Here is a 14,509-nt window from a genome sequence, read left to right as displayed (position 1 = left end):
TGTGGCCGATACCGCCGGTCCTGCTCCCGCTCTCACTACTCACCCGACGAGCGTATGACCCTCGCCGCCACTTCGCTGCGGGGCCTCCTCTACCTCGACGGAACGTCGCTGACCAGGCAGCACCCTCGCTTCCCGCCCGAACAGCAGCCTCCGCCCGAGGGCCAGCCGGTCGCCGAGCCACACCAGAAAGACGGTGGGCAGGAACACGGCATCGGCGGCGATCATCGCCATGGAGAAGAACGGCAGCCCGAGCAGCAGCGCGATGCCGACGTGCTCACAGATCATGACCGCGAGCAGAACGTTCTTGACCTTCCGGTTGAACAGGGTGAAGGGGAACGCGACCTGCACGATCACCGTGCCATAGCTCACCAGCATCACGATCACACCGCTGGACGCGAGGATGTCCGACAGCGCGGGCCATGGCGCAAAGTAGTCGAGCTTCAGCGGGTAGTACAGCGCCGTGCCGTCCTGCCACCGAGAGCCCTGAACCTTGTACCAACCGGCCGTCGCGTAGATCACACAGACCTCGGCCATGATCACGACGAGGGTTGCGTTGTGGGCGAGGTTGGCGACGACATCGAGCAGGGTGCGTACCTCGCTGTGCGGGGCGCGCCAGTTCACGATCCACCAGAGCCCCTGCCCCGCCCAGAGGATCCAGAGAAGCGCCGGGAACCACCAGGTGCCCCCGAGGCCGTCGGTCAGCGTGGCCGCGATCAGGACCAGTCCCAGTGCCCCCCAGAGAGCCGGACCGATCACATCCCGCCGTACCGGCCGCACCGAGTCGTCGGCCTCCGACCCCGCGGCCGCGCCCTCCTGCCCCGGCGCCTCGGCGCCCGCCGGACGCGCGAGGACCGCGAGACCGGCGGCGCGCGCCGTGCGGGCCGCGCGACGCGCGTCCAGTGACCAGACCTGTCCGCAGCGTGTCAGTACGAGGTAGATGGCCATCAGGTGGATGACGTTGTCACCGCCGTCGCCCATGAAGATGCTGCGGTTCTGCAGGGAGAGCACACCCACCATGAAGAGGACCGACACGGCGCGGGTGTGCCATCCGACCATCAGCAGCGCGGCCGAGAGCAGGGCGACTGCGTAGACGACCTCGAACCAGAGCGTGCTGTCCGACCACATGAGCGCGGTGAACGCCTGGTTGCCCGATATGAGCTGCTGCGCCATGTCCCAGCGCCACGGGGCGTCGGGGCCGTACATCTCGTGGCGGTTCGGTATCTCGCGCAGCAGGAACAGCAGATAGGTGGCGGAGAAACCGATCCGGATGACGGCGCTCTGGTAAGGGCCGAGGGCTGTGGACGTGACGCGCTGGATGGCGTGGGCGAGCCTGCGGTCGAGGGAGAACGTGCTCACTTGTCGTCTCCCTGGGCGCTCTCGGGAAGATCGTCGGAGGTCACGGTCCACCACGGCAGCACCCGGTAGGACGGCTTGGTGTTGATCTTCTCATTGCTCCAGTCGGGTGCCCCGACGGACCGCACCTCGGAACGGATCTGTATGCGCTCGATGGTGCCGCCGTAGTCGTGTTCGGCAAGGCGCCGCATCGCGATGCGGCGGATGTAGCGCTCGGACAGCTCACCGCGCAGGCCGTTCGCCCGGTTCTCGTCGTCGTGGGAGTTGAGGTAGAAGTCCCAGGCTCGTCGCAGCTCGTTCTGGTGGATGTGGCTGGGTATGACGTTGCCGCGTATCGCCTTGATGTCCTCACCGGTCAGGCTCATCCAGGCGGTGGTGCGCCGGCCGTCGTCCCCCGCAACCTCGGCCCGTACGTGCACGGCCACGTTCTGCTGGAGTGGGTTCGGGGCGAACAACTTCCAGTTCTGCTCGAACTCCGGGTAGATCCAGTCGTCGACCGCTTCGCCGTGCTGCTTGGTCAGGGTGTTGGACGGTGCGACGTGCAGGAACACCATGGCCAGGTGGCCACAGACGACCAGTCCGATGACCGAGAGCGCGATCGCCGCGACGGCCTGGTACGGAAGCGAGAGTGCGGCCATGCCGCCCGGGGAGGCGTGACCCGGTCCCGGACCGGCGCCGGGCGGCGTGCCCTCGCCCAGCCCCGCTCCGCGGCACTGCCGCCGGACCTGCCCCGGCCCGGCTCCCCCGCTTCCGTTCTCGCCGTCCGTTTCGTCGTACGAATCCATCGCGCCCCGATCCCCGTCGATCCCGGTGAGTTGTCCACAGGGTTGACACCCTACGGGCCGCCGACCCACCATTGTAGACAGCGAACCGAACGATCGGTCGGTCGGTAGGGAGTCCGGAATGACGGCAGTGACTGCGGCCCAGACGACGCAGACGGGAGCAGGCGGGCCCCAGGGGGCCGACGGAGCCGACGAGGCGCTCGAAGCGACCTTCGACGCCGCGGTGGCGGCGGACGAGCGCATCGAGCCGCGCGACTGGATGCCCGACGCCTACCGTGCCTCACTGATCAGGCAGATGGCCCAGCACGCCCACTCCGAGATCATCGGCATGCAGCCGGAGGCCAACTGGATCTCGCGAGCGCCCTCGCTGCGCCGCAAGGCGATCCTGATGGCCAAGGTGCAGGACGAGGCAGGGCACGGGCTCTATCTGTACAGCGCGACCGAGACACTGGGCGTCGGTCGCGAGGAACTGCTCGACAAGCTTCACGCGGGTCGTCAACGGTATTCGTCGATCTTCAACTACCCCACGCTGACCTGGGCGGACGTCGGAGCGATCGGCTGGCTGGTGGACGGTGCCGCGATCACGAACCAGGTCCCGCTCTGCCGCTGCTCCTACGGCCCCTACGCCCGGGCGATGGTCCGTATCTGCAAGGAGGAGTCGTTCCACCAGCGCCAGGGGTACGAACTGCTGCTCGCCCTCAGCCGCGGCACCCCGGCCCAGCGCGAGATGGCACAGGACGCGGTGAACCGCTGGTGGTGGCCGTCCCTGATGATGTTCGGTCCGCCGGACGACGCGTCGGCCCACTCGGCGCGGTCGATGGCCTGGAAGATCAAGCGGCATTCCAACGACGAGCTGCGGCAGCGTTTCGTGGACATATGCGTGCCGCAGGCCGAGGCCCTGGGACTCACCCTCCCGGATCCGGACCTGCGGTGGAACGAGCAGCGCGGACGCCACGACTTCGGCGCGATCGACTGGACGGAGTTCCAGGAGGTGCTCAAGGGCAACGGCCCGTGCAACGAACAGCGTCTCGGCCAGCGCCGCCGGGCGCATGAGGAAGGCGCCTGGGTCAGGGACGCGGCGACCGCGTACGCCGCGAAGCACACACCGGTACGGAACGGGGAGGCGACAGCATGAGCAGCTCGACCGAATGGCCGCTGTGGGAGGTGTTCGTGCGCTCGCGCCGCGGACTGTCCCACACCCACGCGGGCAGCCTGCACGCCCCGGACGCGGAGATGGCCCTGCGCAACGCACGCGATCTGTACACACGCCGTTCCGAGGGCGTCTCCATATGGGTCGTCCCGTCCGCCCAGGTGACGGCGTCGTCGCCGGACGAGAAGGACTCGTTCTTCGAGCCGGCCGCCGACAAGCCGTACCGCCACCCGACGTTCTACGACATCCCCGAAGGGGTGAAGCACCTGTGAACGCGGCTCTCGCCCTGGGCGACGACGCGCTGGTGCTCTCGCACCGGCTGGGAGAGTGGGCCGGCCACGCCCCCGTACTGGAGGAGGAAGTGGCACTGGCCAACATCGCCCTGGACCTGCTGGGGCAGGCCCGTGTGCTGCTCTCCCTCGCGGGCGACGAGGACGAATTGGCGTATCTGCGCGAGGAACGCAACTTCCGTAACGTCCAGTTGGTCGAGCAGCCGAACGGCGACTTCGCCCACACCATCGCCCGGCAGCTCTGCTTCTCTGCCTATCAGCACCTTCTGTACGAGCAACTCGCGGCGGGACACGGCCCGTTCGCCGGGCTGGCGGCGAAAGCGGTCAAGGAGGTCGCGTACCACCTGGACCACGCGGAGCACTGGACCCTGCGGCTCGGCGACGGCACGGACGAGAGCCATGAACGGATGCAGCGCGCGGTGGACGCCCTCTGGCGGTTCACCGGTGAACTGTTCCAGCCCGTCGAAGGAGTGGAGGTCGACTGGCCCTCGCTGCGGGACGGTTGGTCGCAGTCCATCACCGCCGTGCTGGAGCGGGCGACACTGACCGTGCCGGACGGCCCGCAGTCCACGGCGTGGACGGCGGGTGCGGGACGCCGGGGCATCCATACCGAACCCTTCGGCCGGATGCTCGCCGAGATGCAGCATCTGCATCGCAGCCACCCGGGGGCGACATGGTGACCGAGACCCTTCTCGAAGCGGAACTGCACCGGCTGGCGGGCTCCGTGCCCGATCCCGAGATGCCCATGCTGACACTGGACGAACTGGGGGTGCTGCGGGCCGTGGAGGTTGTCGCGCCCGGACGGGTCACCGTGCGTCTCACCCCGACCTACACCGGCTGCCCGGCGATCGAGGCCATGTCCGCCGACATCGAGCGAGTGCTGAACGACCACGGCATACCGGACGTCTCCGTGGTCACCGTGCTCTCCCCGCCATGGTCCACGGACGACATCAGCGCGGAAGGACGACGCAAGCTCGCCGAGTCCGGCATCGCGCCCCCGCGACCGCACGACGCCGCGTCCACGGCTTCCCAGAGTGATGCGGCCTCTGGCGGCGGGCCGGTGCCGCTCACACTCTCGGTGCGCTGCCCCCACTGCGGCTCGACCGACACGGAGCTGCTGAGCCGGTTCTCCTCCACCGCGTGCAAGGCACTGCGCCGATGTGTGACGTGTCACGAACCGTTCGACCACTTCAAGGAGTTGTAGATGTTCCATCCGCTCCGGGTCCACGTGATCGAACGGCTCACGGACGATTCGGTGGCCGTCACCCTCGCCGTGCCGTCCGGGCTGCGCGACACCTTCCGCCACCAGCCTGGTCAGCACCTCAATGTGCGCTATACCGTCGGCGGCGAAGAGATCCGCCGCTCGTACTCGATCTGCTCCCCAGCCGTCGCGGAACCGGCCGATCCGGTGCTGCGCGTGGGGATCCGGCTCGTCGACGGCGGCGTGTTCTCCACCTACGCGCTGAAAGAGCTCTCCGTGGGCGACGTGGTCGAGGCAATGCCGCCGATGGGCCGTTTCGTGCTCGTGCCGCGCCCCGGGCGCTTCGCGGCGATCGTCGGGGGCAGCGGGATCACCCCGGTGCTGTCGATCGCGGCGACGCTGCTGGAGCGGGAGCCCGACGCCCATTTCTGCCTGATCCGGAGCGATCGGACGGCCGGATCGACGATGTTCCTCGACGAGGTCGCCGATCTGAAGGACCGCTACCCGGACAGATTCCAACTGGTCACGGCGCTCTCCCGGGAGGAACAGCAGGCGGGTCTGCCGTCCGGCCGGCTGGACCGGGACCGGCTCGGTCGGCTGCTGCCCGCGCTGCTTCCGGTGACGGAGGTGGACGGCTGGTATCTGTGCGGACCGTTCGGCCTCGTGCAGGCGGCGGAAGGCGCGCTGCGCGGCCTGGGCGTCGGCCGGACACGCATCCACCAGGAGATCTTCCATGTGGACGACGGCCCGGAACCGGCCACCCGGCCCCGGCCCGAAGGACCCGTCCACAGCAGACTCACGGCGACCCTGGACGGCCGTTCCGGCACCTGGCCGGTGCAGGAGGGCGAGTCGTTGCTGGAAACGGTCCTGCGCAGCCGCTCCGACGCGCCGTACGCCTGCAAGGGCGGTGTGTGCGGGACATGCCGGGCGTTCCTGGTGTCGGGCGCGGTCCGGATGGACCGCAACTTCGCGCTGGAACCCGAGGAGACGGACGCGGGATACGTGCTGGCGTGCCAGTCGCATCCGGCGACACCGGAGGTGGAACTGGACTTCGACCGCTGATCGCGCCGCAGCGACCCGCGCCTGCGCCCACGCTGCTTCGCACCGCTCCGCTCCACCCCCGTTTCCCCCACCCTGCCCCCGCCTCGCTCCGGTTTCCTGCCGGCCTGCCTGCCACCCACCCCGCCGCACACACTCGCGTGCTCTCCTGTTCCCTTCTCGTAGAACCTGTTCTATCTTGACGGGCCGTCAGTCACCGGAGCAGAAGCGGCGTTTCGCGGGAGGCAGGGACGATGGACTTCACCTTCACCGAGGAACAGCGGGCGGCCGCGGAGGCGGCGGAAGCGGTCTTCTCGGGTGTCGCACCCGACGGTGTTCCCAGCCCCGCTCTCGTGCCGGGCGCGGTGGCCGACGACATCGACCGCAGTCTGTGGGCCCGGCTCGCCGCGAGCGACCTGCTGAGCCTGACCCTGTCACCGGAACACGGCGGGGCGGGGCTCGACCTCGTCGCGCTCTGCTTGGTGCTGCGGGAGTCCGCCAAGGTGCTCGCGCGGGTGCCGCTGCTGGAGACGTGCGCGGTCGCGATGGCGCTCCAGCGCTACGGTGACCCGGCGTCGGCCGCCGGTCTTCTGCCCCGGGTCGGCCGAGGGGAACTGCTCCTCACCGTCGGGGCCAACGGCCGCTCCGGCCACGACCCGGCGGAACTCGCCGTCACCGCCCGAGCCGTCCCCCGAGAAGTCGCGGGACGAGGCACCGGTGACGCCTTGGGCGACGCTCCCAGTGGTGACCGCCGTGATGCGTCCGGCCATGGGGATCACGACGACGTACGGGTGCTGAACGGGGTGCAGACGGCAGTGCCGTGGGCGGCCTCCGCGGACCGGATCGCGATACCTGCCCGTACGGAAGAGGGCCGGACGGTCATCGCCCTCGTCCGCCCCTCCCAGGAAGGCGTCACCCTGGCCGAGCAGTTCTCCACCAGCGGTGAACTGTTCGCCGAGGTCCGGCTGGATGCGGTGCGCGTCGACGGCGACGCCCTGATCGACACCGCCGGGGCCTGGGAATGGCTGCGCGCCCTGCTCACCACCGGGACGTGCGCACTCGCGCTGGGACTGGGCGAAGCCGTGCTCGACATGACGAGCGAATACGCGGGCAGGCGCGAGCAGTTCGGCCATCCGATCGCGACCTTCCAGTCCGTCGCCGTACAGACCGCGGACCGTTACATAGACCTTCGGGCCATGGAGGTCACGCTCTGGCAGGCGGCCTGGCGCCTGTCCACCGGGGCCGACGGCGCCCTGCCGGTCGAGGGCGACATCGCCGTGGCGAAGATCTGGGCCTCGGAGGGCGTCCGCCGGGTCGTTCAAACGGCACAGCATGTGCACGGTGGGTTCGGTGCGGACACCGACTACTCCCTGCACCGGTTCCATGCCTGGGCGAAGCAGGTGGAGCTTTCCCTCGGCCCGGCTGCCGCGCACGAGGAAGCACTGGGCGACCTGCTGGCCGGGCACCTTCTCGGCTGACCCGACCGGCGCCTGGCCCGGCCGAACGGCACCGGCACCGGCACCGGCACGGGCACCCAAGTCTCAGTGGGCACCCGAGGCTCAGTGGGGCCGAACCGCACCGGGTCCGAGCCGAGCCGGGGTCCAGGCGTCCCCGTGTTTCCAGGAGCCGACCCGGGAAGGCCGTGCGCACCCTCCGGTTCAGGAAACGGGGGGCGGGAGCTGCCTCGGAACCTTCTCGGGCTCCTCAGGCCGCCCCGGGACCTTCTCGGGGCTCCTCGGGCCCCTCAGCGGCCTCGGGACGCGCCCAGGACCGTTTCAGAGCACGACGGCCGCGTTGCCGTTGTCGGTGACCATCGGGCGCCCGGCACCGTCCCAGGCGAGCATGCCGCCGTCGACGTTCACGGCGTCGATGCCCTGTCCCACCAGGTACTGGGTGACCTGGGCGGACCGACCACCGACCCGGCACATCACATGCACGCGCCGACCGTCCTCGACGGCTTCGGTCAGCTCACCGAAGCGCCCCACGAAGCCACTCATCGGAATGTGCAGGGCGCCTTCCACGTGGCCGGCCGCCCATTCGTCGTCCTCCCGGACGTCCAGCACGAAGCCGTCCGACGGGACCGCCGCAGCATCCACCGAGGGCAGCGGGGCGAAGTTCATGGGGTGTGCCTTCTCTCGTACGTGCGCTCCTGAGTCACCAGGAAACGCTACTGCACCAGTCCCGTCAGCTCCTCCTCGCGCCGGGCGACCTCGGCCAACAACTGCTCGGCGATCTCGTCGAGCAGTCGGTCGGGATCGTCTGGCGCCATCCGCAGCATGGCCCCGATCGCACTCTCCTCGAGCTCCTGCGCCAGAACCGTCAGGAGTTCCTTGCGCTGGGTCAGCCAGTTCAGCCGGGCATAGAGCTCCTCGCTCTCGCTCAGCTCCGCCTCCGGCACCACCGGACCCGCCGCCCACTCCCGCGCCAGCTCCTCCAACAGCGCCTCGTCACCGCGCCCATAGGCGGCGTTGACGCGGGTGATGAACTCCTCCCGGCGTGCCCGCTCCGTGTCGTCCTGTGCCAGGTCCGGGTGGGCCCTGCGTGCCAGCTCGCGGTAGAGCCTGCGCGCCTCGTCGGTCGGCCGGACCCGCTTCGGGGGCCGGACCGGCTGCTCGGTCAGCATCGCCGCCGCCTCGGGGGACAGCCCGTCGGAGTCGATCCAGTCGTGGAACAGCTCGTCGACGCCCGGCATCGGCATCACGGCCGCCCGGGCCTCACGCGCCTTGCGCAGGTCCTCGGGGTCCCCCGTTCTGGCGGCCCGGGCCTCCGCGATCTGCGCGTCGAGTTCGTCCAGGCGTGCGTACATCGGGCCGAGTTTCTGGTGGTGCAACCGGGAGAAGTTCTCGACCTCGACCCGGAAGGTCTCCACCGCAATCTCGAACTCGATCAGCGCCTGCTCCGCCACCCGCACGGCCTTGGCGAGCCGAGCCTCGGGACGTGCCTCCTCGGCCGCCCCGTCCGTGGCTCCACCGCTCCCGGTGGCGGTTCCGGTCCCCGGACCGCCACCGGCCGACCGACTGTCCCGCTCGGGCTGCTCGGGCTGCTCGGGCTGCTCGGGCTGCTCGGGCTGCTCGGGCTGCTCGGGCTGCTCGGGCTGTGCATGCTGCTCGTTGTCCTGCCGGTCATCGTCGTTCCGGGTGGTCGGCACCCCGGCGGCTTCGTGCGTCACCCGTCCAGCGTATGGCCACCACCACCGCCCCGAGGACGCACGGTGGCGGAACGCCCCGGCTACACACCCGGTTCGGCGGCTATCCGCCCCGACGCCACGGCCCGCAGCAGCTCCGCGTGGTCCGCCTCGGTACGGTCCGCGTACGTCACCGCGAACGCCGCCACGGCCTCGTCCAGTTCGTCACTCTTGCCGCAATATCCGGCGATCAGTCTCGGGTCGGCGCTGTGCGCGTGGGCACGCGCCAGCAGCGCCCCGGTCATCCGGCCGTAGTCGTCCACCTGGTCGGCCGCCAGGGCCGCCGGGTCCACACTGCCCTTACGGTTCCTGAACTGCCGTACCTGGTACGGACGTCCGTCCACGGTCGCCCAACCCAGCAGGATGTCGCTCACGACCTGCATCCGCCTCTGCCCGAGCACCACCCGGCGCCCCTCGTGCGCCGCCTCGGGCACGTCGAATCCGACGGCCGACAGATACGGCGCGAGCGCCGAGGGCCGCGCCTCCTTCACCTGGAGCACCAGGGGTTCGCCCCGGTGATCGAGCAGGAGCACCACATAGGAGCGGGTGCCGACGCTCCCCGTGCCGACCACCCGGAAAGCCACGTCGTGTATCGCGTACCTGCCGAGGAGGGGCACCATGTCCTCGGAGATCGTGCCCAGGTAGTCACCGAGCCCCGCCGCGACCGCCGCGGCCTCCTCGTCCGGCACCCGCCGCAGCACGGGAGGGGCGTCGACGAAGCTGCGACCGCCGTCACCGGACTTCTCGGTGGACCTGGCGGCGAACCGGGCGCTGGTGTTGCTGCGGGCCTTCTCCGAGACGCGTTCCAGCGTGCCGAGCAGATCCCGCGCGTCCGTGTGCGAGACCAGTTCCTCGTCCGCGATGGCGTTCCAGGCGTCGAGCGCGGGCAGCCCGGCCAGCAGCCGCATGGTCCGCCGGTACGCGCCCACCGTGTCGTACGCACCCCGGCGGCAGGTGTCCTCATCCGCCCCGGCCTCCCTCCCGGCCAGCACCAGCGAGGTGGCGAGGCGCTTGAGGTCCCATTCCCAGGGGCCGAACACGGTCTCGTCGAAATCGTTCAGGTCGATGACGAGGCTGCCCCGCGCATCGCCGTACAAGCCGAAATTGGCCGCATGCGCGTCGCCGCAGAGCTGGGCGCCCACCCGGGTGACCGGCGTGCCCACCAGATCATGTGCCATCAATCCGGCCGAGCCGCGCAGAAACGCGAACGGCGTGGCCGCCATCCGCCCCACCCGTATCGGCGCGAGATCGGGCACCCTGCCCAGATTCGACTGCTCGACCGCCTCCACGGCGTCCGGCCGCCCGGGCGGAATGACCAACGAGGAATGCGAGGCCCTGGACACCCGCTCCCGCAGCGCCTTGCCCGCCGCCTTGGGCGACCGCGACGCCTTCCCGGAGCCCTGGGCCGCCGCATCCGCCCGAGGCGCGAATCCCGGCACGACCGGGATGCGCGGCCCCCTTGTCGCGGCCCACTGATCCGACATCACAGCTCGATCCAGCGCTGTCCCTCGCCCCGCCGCTGTCACTCGTCCCAGAGCCGTCGGTTCGTTTTCACACATGGGCGCGCAGCCTCCCCCGACTCCGTCCTGCGCACCGGCCCGGTGCCCTGTCGCAGACCAACCGCGACGACGCTACCTCTGTCGGCCGAAGATCGTCTCCCCCTGTGGAAAACTCTGTGGAAACCGCCTGCCGGCCTGTGGACCCTCCAACAGCCGAGGGCCTCCGGCAGCCTGGGGCCGCCCCTCCGGCCGCCGTAGACGAACAGCGGACCGCCCCAGTCGGCCGCCCTTCGTGATCCACCAGGCCGAACAGCGGCCCGTGAACACCACCCCTGATCAGGCTCACCACCAGGGACGCGGCCATCGTCAGCGCGGCCCTGACCGCAGTGCGAGCCCCGCGCCCACGCCACCTATCACCGCGACCGACGCGTAGGAGCCGATGCTCGCCGCGACCAGCAGGAAGAAGGTGGCCTGCCTGGTCGGATCGCCGTTCGCGGTCGGGGCCGTGTCGGTCACCTTGCAGGGGGTGCCCGTGTTCGGCGGCGACCTTCGCGCAGACCTGCTCGACCGCCATGGCACTGGTGTCAAAGGACGCGCTCGCCACAACAGCTCGGAGTGCTTCCCCGGCAGGTAGGCGCCGTAACTCGCCTGTGTCGCCAGGTGGTTCACCGCGCTCGCGCAGTCCGGGACCGCCCGTACGCTCAGCGCGCCGTCGCCCTTGTCCTGCAGCGTCTGCGCAAGCACCTGGGCACTCGTCCCCGACCCGACCACGTCGACCGCAGACCGTCCACGGCAGCAGCGGTGGAGCCGACGGCGGCACGCGGGCCTGTTTCACGTGAAACACGGCGTCATGACTCAACGGTTTCGCCATGGATCGAACGGGGTTCACCCCGCCACGCCCTATCGCGCCGGACGGCCTCTCTACAGCCCCGCGTCCCTCGCCAGCAACGCGGCCTGCACGCGGTTCTCACATCCCAGTTTCGCCAGAATCCGGCTCACGTACGTCTTCACCGTCGCCTCGCTCATATGCAGGCGTCGGCCCGCGTCCGCGTTGGAGAGCCCTTCCCCGAGCAGTCCGAGGACCTCGTGCTCCCGTTCAGTGAGCGCCGCTACCCGCTGCCGCGCCTTTTCGCCCCGGACGGCGGCCCGCCCCAGCGTCAGCTGGTCCACCACATGCCGGGTGGCGCCGGGCGAGAGATAGGCGTCCCCGGCCGCCGCCGCCCGCACAGCCTGGATCAGTTCGGCCGGGGCGGTGTCCTTGAGCAGGAAGCCGGCGCCGCCCTGCTCCAGAGCCCGCAGGACGTTCTCCCGCTCACCGAACGTCGTGAGCACGATCACCCGTGCCTTCGGTGCCGCGGTGCGTAGTTCCGTCAGCGCCGTGAGCCCGTCCATCACCGGCATCTGCAGATCGAGCAGCACCACGTCCGCAGCGTGGGCGCGGGCCAGCTCGACGGCCTCACGCCCGTTCGGAGCCTCCGCGGCCACCTCGATGGACGGATCGGAGGTGAGGATCATCCGTATCCCGGCCCGGATGAGGGGCTCGTCGTCCGCGATGACGACCCTGATCGGCTGCCCCGTCACTTCACTCGCACCCCCGCGGTCGTCCCGGGACGCCTCATCTGCTGGCGACCTCGTAGGACCTCTTCTCGATCAGCTTGCCGTCCCGGAAACAGAACCGGAACACGGGCTCGGTGTTGAGGTCGTCGCTCAGCTCGGAGGACATCAGGACCAGGCACCGCGCCCCGGCCGGCTTCTTGGGCCCCTCACGGTCCAGGTCGGCCGCCATGAATGTATCTCCGTCGGGCAACTGCTCCCGCACCTCGTCCTCAGCCGTCCCGACCTTGATCGACTGGTACTGATTCGGGTCGATCATCGCCTTGTTCGCCTCCGTCATCAGGAAGTACAGGCCGAACCCGCAGGCCAGCACCAGCAGCACCAGCGCTCCCACGCCTATGCCGCAGCCCAGCGCGATCCCGCTGCCGGTGCTTCTCCTGTTGCCACCCATCGCCAACTCCCGCTCGGAAACCGTCCAGTCCATGACCGGACCACCGTTCCCCCGCGGGGCGTTCCGCGACTGCTGCCGAAAGTCGTCCTCCACATCAACCATCGGCGCACCCACCGCGGCACCGGGCGCGCCCTCGGTGCCGTACGGAAGCACTCCGGCCACCCGGAATCCCCCGTCCTCGGTCCGGCCGGTGTGCACCATGCCGCCGACCAGCCTGGCCCGCTCGTGCAGTCCGGGCAGTCCTTGCCCGCCGCTGACCACCTCCACTGCGGGCCCGGCATCGATCGGCGGTCCGTTGACGATCTCGACGACGCAGGAATCCGGCTCGTAGCGCAGCTCGACCGTGATCGTCGCACCCGGCGCGTGCTTGTACGCGTTGGTCAGCGCCTCCTGGACGATGCGGTAGGCCGCACGGTCCGAGGGCCCCGCGAGCTCCCGCACCTCGCCGGTCCGGCGAAATTCCACCGCGCTCCCGGCGACCCGCGCGGCCGCCGTCAGTTCCTCGATGCCGGCCGTCCCGCGCGCCGTCGGCTGCCCGCCCTCGGCGCCGTGCGCCGGTGCCTCGACGCCGTCCCGGAGAATGCCGACGACCTCGCGCAACTCGTGCATCGCGTGCACCGAGGCGTCCCGCAGCACCCCGACCACTTCCCGCTGCCGCTTCGTCAGCTCCCGGTCGACCTCCAGCGCGCCCGTATGGACGGAGATGAGAGCCAGTTGATGACCGAGGCTGTCGTGCATGTCCTGAGCGATCCGCTGGCGCTCCATGAGCCGCGCCTGGCCCACGATCATGGCCCGCTCCCGGATGAGCTGGGCATTGCGCTCCTGGAGGGCGTGCAGCAGGGTCCGGCGCTGCGTCCAGTACCGGCTGGCTAGGCCGGGCACGAGGGTCGTCGCCAGAAAGTAGAGGGTGGTGAACAGCACCTGTGTCAGTGGTCGCAATGTCGACCAGTTCACCGCGACGGTCAGCCCGACGTAGAGGGCGTACGAGGCGGTGAAGGCGCCCAGGGCCCGCCCCGCCCCCGCGATCCTGCGCCCGGAACTCCATGCCACGACCATCAGCAGCAGCGCGAAGCCCTCGGACAGGCCGGCCAGGGCGGACGTCACCACCAGCACCGTCACGGGCAGTCGGCGCCTCATCAGGGACAGCACCACGACCGCGGCCGACACCGTCCACAAGCGCAGTTCCCCGCTGCGCAGCAGCTCCTGCGTACCGGCCGCGAGCAGCCCCAAAACCACGGCCAGTACCACTTCGCCGGCCGTCCTGCGCCGGGACCACAGCTCGGGCGCGGCCCACCATCGCCACCCGGCCCGAAGCTTCGATATCGCGTCCACGCTCAGCACCCTAGACAGCCCCGTATGTGTACGACGCCCCACTTTCGTCGCACCGCCCCCAACGAAAGTCGTCGACCGTCGCACAAACCCCAGAAACGCCCTCAGCCCCACGAACCGTATGTAGCCCCTAGAACACCAGAAGGCACTGGAAAGGTCTGAAACGCCACGAAGCAACGGACACACAGCGAACACCGGGAACGCCTCGAACCCAGCAGCCCCAGCAAGCACAGCAGCCAACGACCTCCGTGAACCACTGAAAAGCATCGGGAGGCGCTGGAAGCGCTGGAAACCACTGGAAGCACCGAAAAGTCCCGGAATGCCGGGAACGAAGAAGCCCCACAGGTCGTTGACCTGTGGGGCTTCTCCCCTGTGCGCGAGGGGGGATTTGAACCCCCACGTCCATAAGGACACTGGCACCTGAAGCCAGCGCGTCTGCCGTTCCGCCACTCGCGCATGAGTGGTGTTTCCGGGCTCTCTCACCGTTTGGTGCGATTGCCTGGCGACATCCGGAAGATTAGCACGCTGGACAGGGTGGATTCACATCCGTTGTTTTCATCGAAGGCATGGCGGGAACCGGGAACGCCGAACGGCGGCCCCCACTCCTCCTCAGTACCCCCCTTGTGCGGGACACTGTCAGGAGGCCGCCTCTACGATCCGTGTGAGAGGTGACACTCA

13 protein-coding genes, 1 tRNA gene and 1 pseudogene are annotated in these 14,509 nt (G+C 69.8%); 6 read left to right on the top strand and 9 right to left on the bottom strand.

The genetic code is table 11. The features are described from left to right. Window positions 1-39: 39 nt before the first annotated feature. The gene (locus ACGF2V_RS01380; protein ID WP_362709880.1) at window positions 40-1,356 is read right to left on the bottom strand and encodes an HTTM domain-containing protein; all 1,317 of its coding nucleotides are present in this window, start codon (window positions 1,354-1,356) and stop codon (window positions 40-42) included. Continuing rightward, window positions 1,353-2,138, bottom strand: a complete 786-nt coding sequence (locus ACGF2V_RS01375; protein WP_362709883.1) for a DUF5819 family protein — start codon at window positions 2,136-2,138, stop codon at window positions 1,353-1,355. The genes ACGF2V_RS01380 and ACGF2V_RS01375 overlap by 4 nt, the downstream gene beginning before the upstream one ends. Before the next feature lie 118 nt (window positions 2,139-2,256). Here ACGF2V_RS01375 and paaA point away from each other — a divergent pair, with 118 nt between their 5' ends. From paaA to ACGF2V_RS01345, 6 genes are all read left to right on the top strand, one after another. Next, entirely contained in the window at window positions 2,257-3,270 is a 1,014-nt protein-coding gene (paaA, locus tag ACGF2V_RS01370; RefSeq protein ID WP_362619488.1) for a 1,2-phenylacetyl-CoA epoxidase subunit PaaA, read from the top strand. Further along, complete coding sequence (gene paaB / locus ACGF2V_RS01365) at window positions 3,267-3,557, top strand: 1,2-phenylacetyl-CoA epoxidase subunit PaaB (protein WP_073790700.1); 291 nt, start codon at window positions 3,267-3,269, stop codon at window positions 3,555-3,557. Before paaA ends, paaB begins: the two co-directional genes overlap by 4 nt. Further along, the gene (gene paaC, locus ACGF2V_RS01360) at window positions 3,554-4,255 is read left to right on the top strand and encodes a 1,2-phenylacetyl-CoA epoxidase subunit PaaC (protein WP_362619485.1); all 702 of its coding nucleotides are present in this window, start codon (window positions 3,554-3,556) and stop codon (window positions 4,253-4,255) included. The genes paaB and paaC overlap by 4 nt, the downstream gene beginning before the upstream one ends. After that, window positions 4,249-4,779 (top strand): 1,2-phenylacetyl-CoA epoxidase subunit PaaD, encoded by a 531-nt coding sequence (paaD, locus tag ACGF2V_RS01355; RefSeq protein WP_362709885.1) that lies wholly within the window; start codon window positions 4,249-4,251, stop codon window positions 4,777-4,779. The genes paaC and paaD overlap by 7 nt, the downstream gene beginning before the upstream one ends. Then, the gene (locus ACGF2V_RS01350; RefSeq protein WP_362709888.1) at window positions 4,780-5,838 is read left to right on the top strand and encodes a 2Fe-2S iron-sulfur cluster-binding protein; all 1,059 of its coding nucleotides are present in this window, start codon (window positions 4,780-4,782) and stop codon (window positions 5,836-5,838) included. A 230-nt stretch (window positions 5,839-6,068) separates the two neighbouring features. After that, entirely contained in the window at window positions 6,069-7,292 is a 1,224-nt protein-coding gene (locus ACGF2V_RS01345; RefSeq protein ID WP_362619477.1) for an acyl-CoA dehydrogenase family protein, read from the top strand. Between the two features lie 297 nt (window positions 7,293-7,589). Here the strand turns inward: ACGF2V_RS01345 and ACGF2V_RS01340 are convergent, their stop codons facing one another. The 7 genes and pseudogenes from ACGF2V_RS01340 to ACGF2V_RS01310 all read right to left on the bottom strand — a co-directional run bounded on the left by ACGF2V_RS01340 (window position 7,590) and on the right by ACGF2V_RS01310 (window position 14,287). After that, on the bottom strand, window positions 7,590-7,934 hold the full coding sequence (locus ACGF2V_RS01340) for a rhodanese-like domain-containing protein (RefSeq protein WP_362619475.1): 345 nt from the start codon (window positions 7,932-7,934) through the stop codon (window positions 7,590-7,592). Window positions 7,935-7,981: 47 nt separating this feature from the next. Next, complete coding sequence (locus ACGF2V_RS01335; protein ID WP_362709890.1) at window positions 7,982-8,983, bottom strand: hypothetical protein; 1,002 nt, start codon at window positions 8,981-8,983, stop codon at window positions 7,982-7,984. A 59-nt stretch (window positions 8,984-9,042) separates the two neighbouring features. Further along, window positions 9,043-10,482 (bottom strand): DUF2252 domain-containing protein, encoded by a 1,440-nt coding sequence (locus tag ACGF2V_RS01330; RefSeq protein WP_362619470.1) that lies wholly within the window; start codon window positions 10,480-10,482, stop codon window positions 9,043-9,045. Window positions 10,483-10,789: 307 nt separating this feature from the next. Continuing rightward, a pseudogene (locus ACGF2V_RS01325) lies at window positions 10,790-11,274 on the bottom strand (hypothetical protein); the annotation flags it as partial. 144 nt (window positions 11,275-11,418) lie between these two features. After that, window positions 11,419-12,078: a response regulator transcription factor gene (locus ACGF2V_RS01320; protein ID WP_362619467.1), complete on the bottom strand. Its 660-nt coding sequence runs from the start codon at window positions 12,076-12,078 to the stop codon at window positions 11,419-11,421. Between the two features lie 34 nt (window positions 12,079-12,112). After that, on the bottom strand, window positions 12,113-13,834 hold the full coding sequence (locus tag ACGF2V_RS01315) for a histidine kinase (protein WP_362709893.1): 1,722 nt from the start codon (window positions 13,832-13,834) through the stop codon (window positions 12,113-12,115). 370 nt (window positions 13,835-14,204) lie between these two features. Further along, a tRNA-Leu gene (locus ACGF2V_RS01310) sits at window positions 14,205-14,287 on the bottom strand. Window positions 14,288-14,509 lie beyond the last annotated feature (222 nt).

Origin of the sequence: Streptomyces sp. NPDC047982 (genome assembly GCF_043204165.1) — a bacterium.
Taxonomy (GTDB): domain Bacteria; phylum Actinomycetota; class Actinomycetes; order Streptomycetales; family Streptomycetaceae; genus Streptomyces.
The sequence above is the reverse complement of the archived record's forward strand: the minus strand, read 5'-3'. Positions and strand labels throughout refer to the sequence as shown.

Coding starts and splice junctions, on each gene's coding strand:
- ACGF2V_RS01375 (WP_362709883.1), bottom strand. CDS start 2,138: ATGGATTCGTACGACGAAACGGACGGCGAGAACGGAAGCGGGGGAGCC.
- paaA (WP_362619488.1), top strand. CDS start 2,257: ATGACGGCAGTGACTGCGGCCCAGACGACGCAGACGGGAGCAGGCGGG.
- paaB (WP_073790700.1), top strand. CDS start 3,267: ATGAGCAGCTCGACCGAATGGCCGCTGTGGGAGGTGTTCGTGCGCTCG.
- paaD (WP_362709885.1), top strand. CDS start 4,249: ATGGTGACCGAGACCCTTCTCGAAGCGGAACTGCACCGGCTGGCGGGC.
- ACGF2V_RS01350 (WP_362709888.1), top strand. CDS start 4,780: ATGTTCCATCCGCTCCGGGTCCACGTGATCGAACGGCTCACGGACGAT.
- ACGF2V_RS01345 (WP_362619477.1), top strand. CDS start 6,069: ATGGACTTCACCTTCACCGAGGAACAGCGGGCGGCCGCGGAGGCGGCG.
- ACGF2V_RS01340 (WP_362619475.1), bottom strand. CDS start 7,934: ATGAACTTCGCCCCGCTGCCCTCGGTGGATGCTGCGGCGGTCCCGTCG.
- ACGF2V_RS01330 (WP_362619470.1), bottom strand. CDS start 10,482: ATGTCGGATCAGTGGGCCGCGACAAGGGGGCCGCGCATCCCGGTCGTG.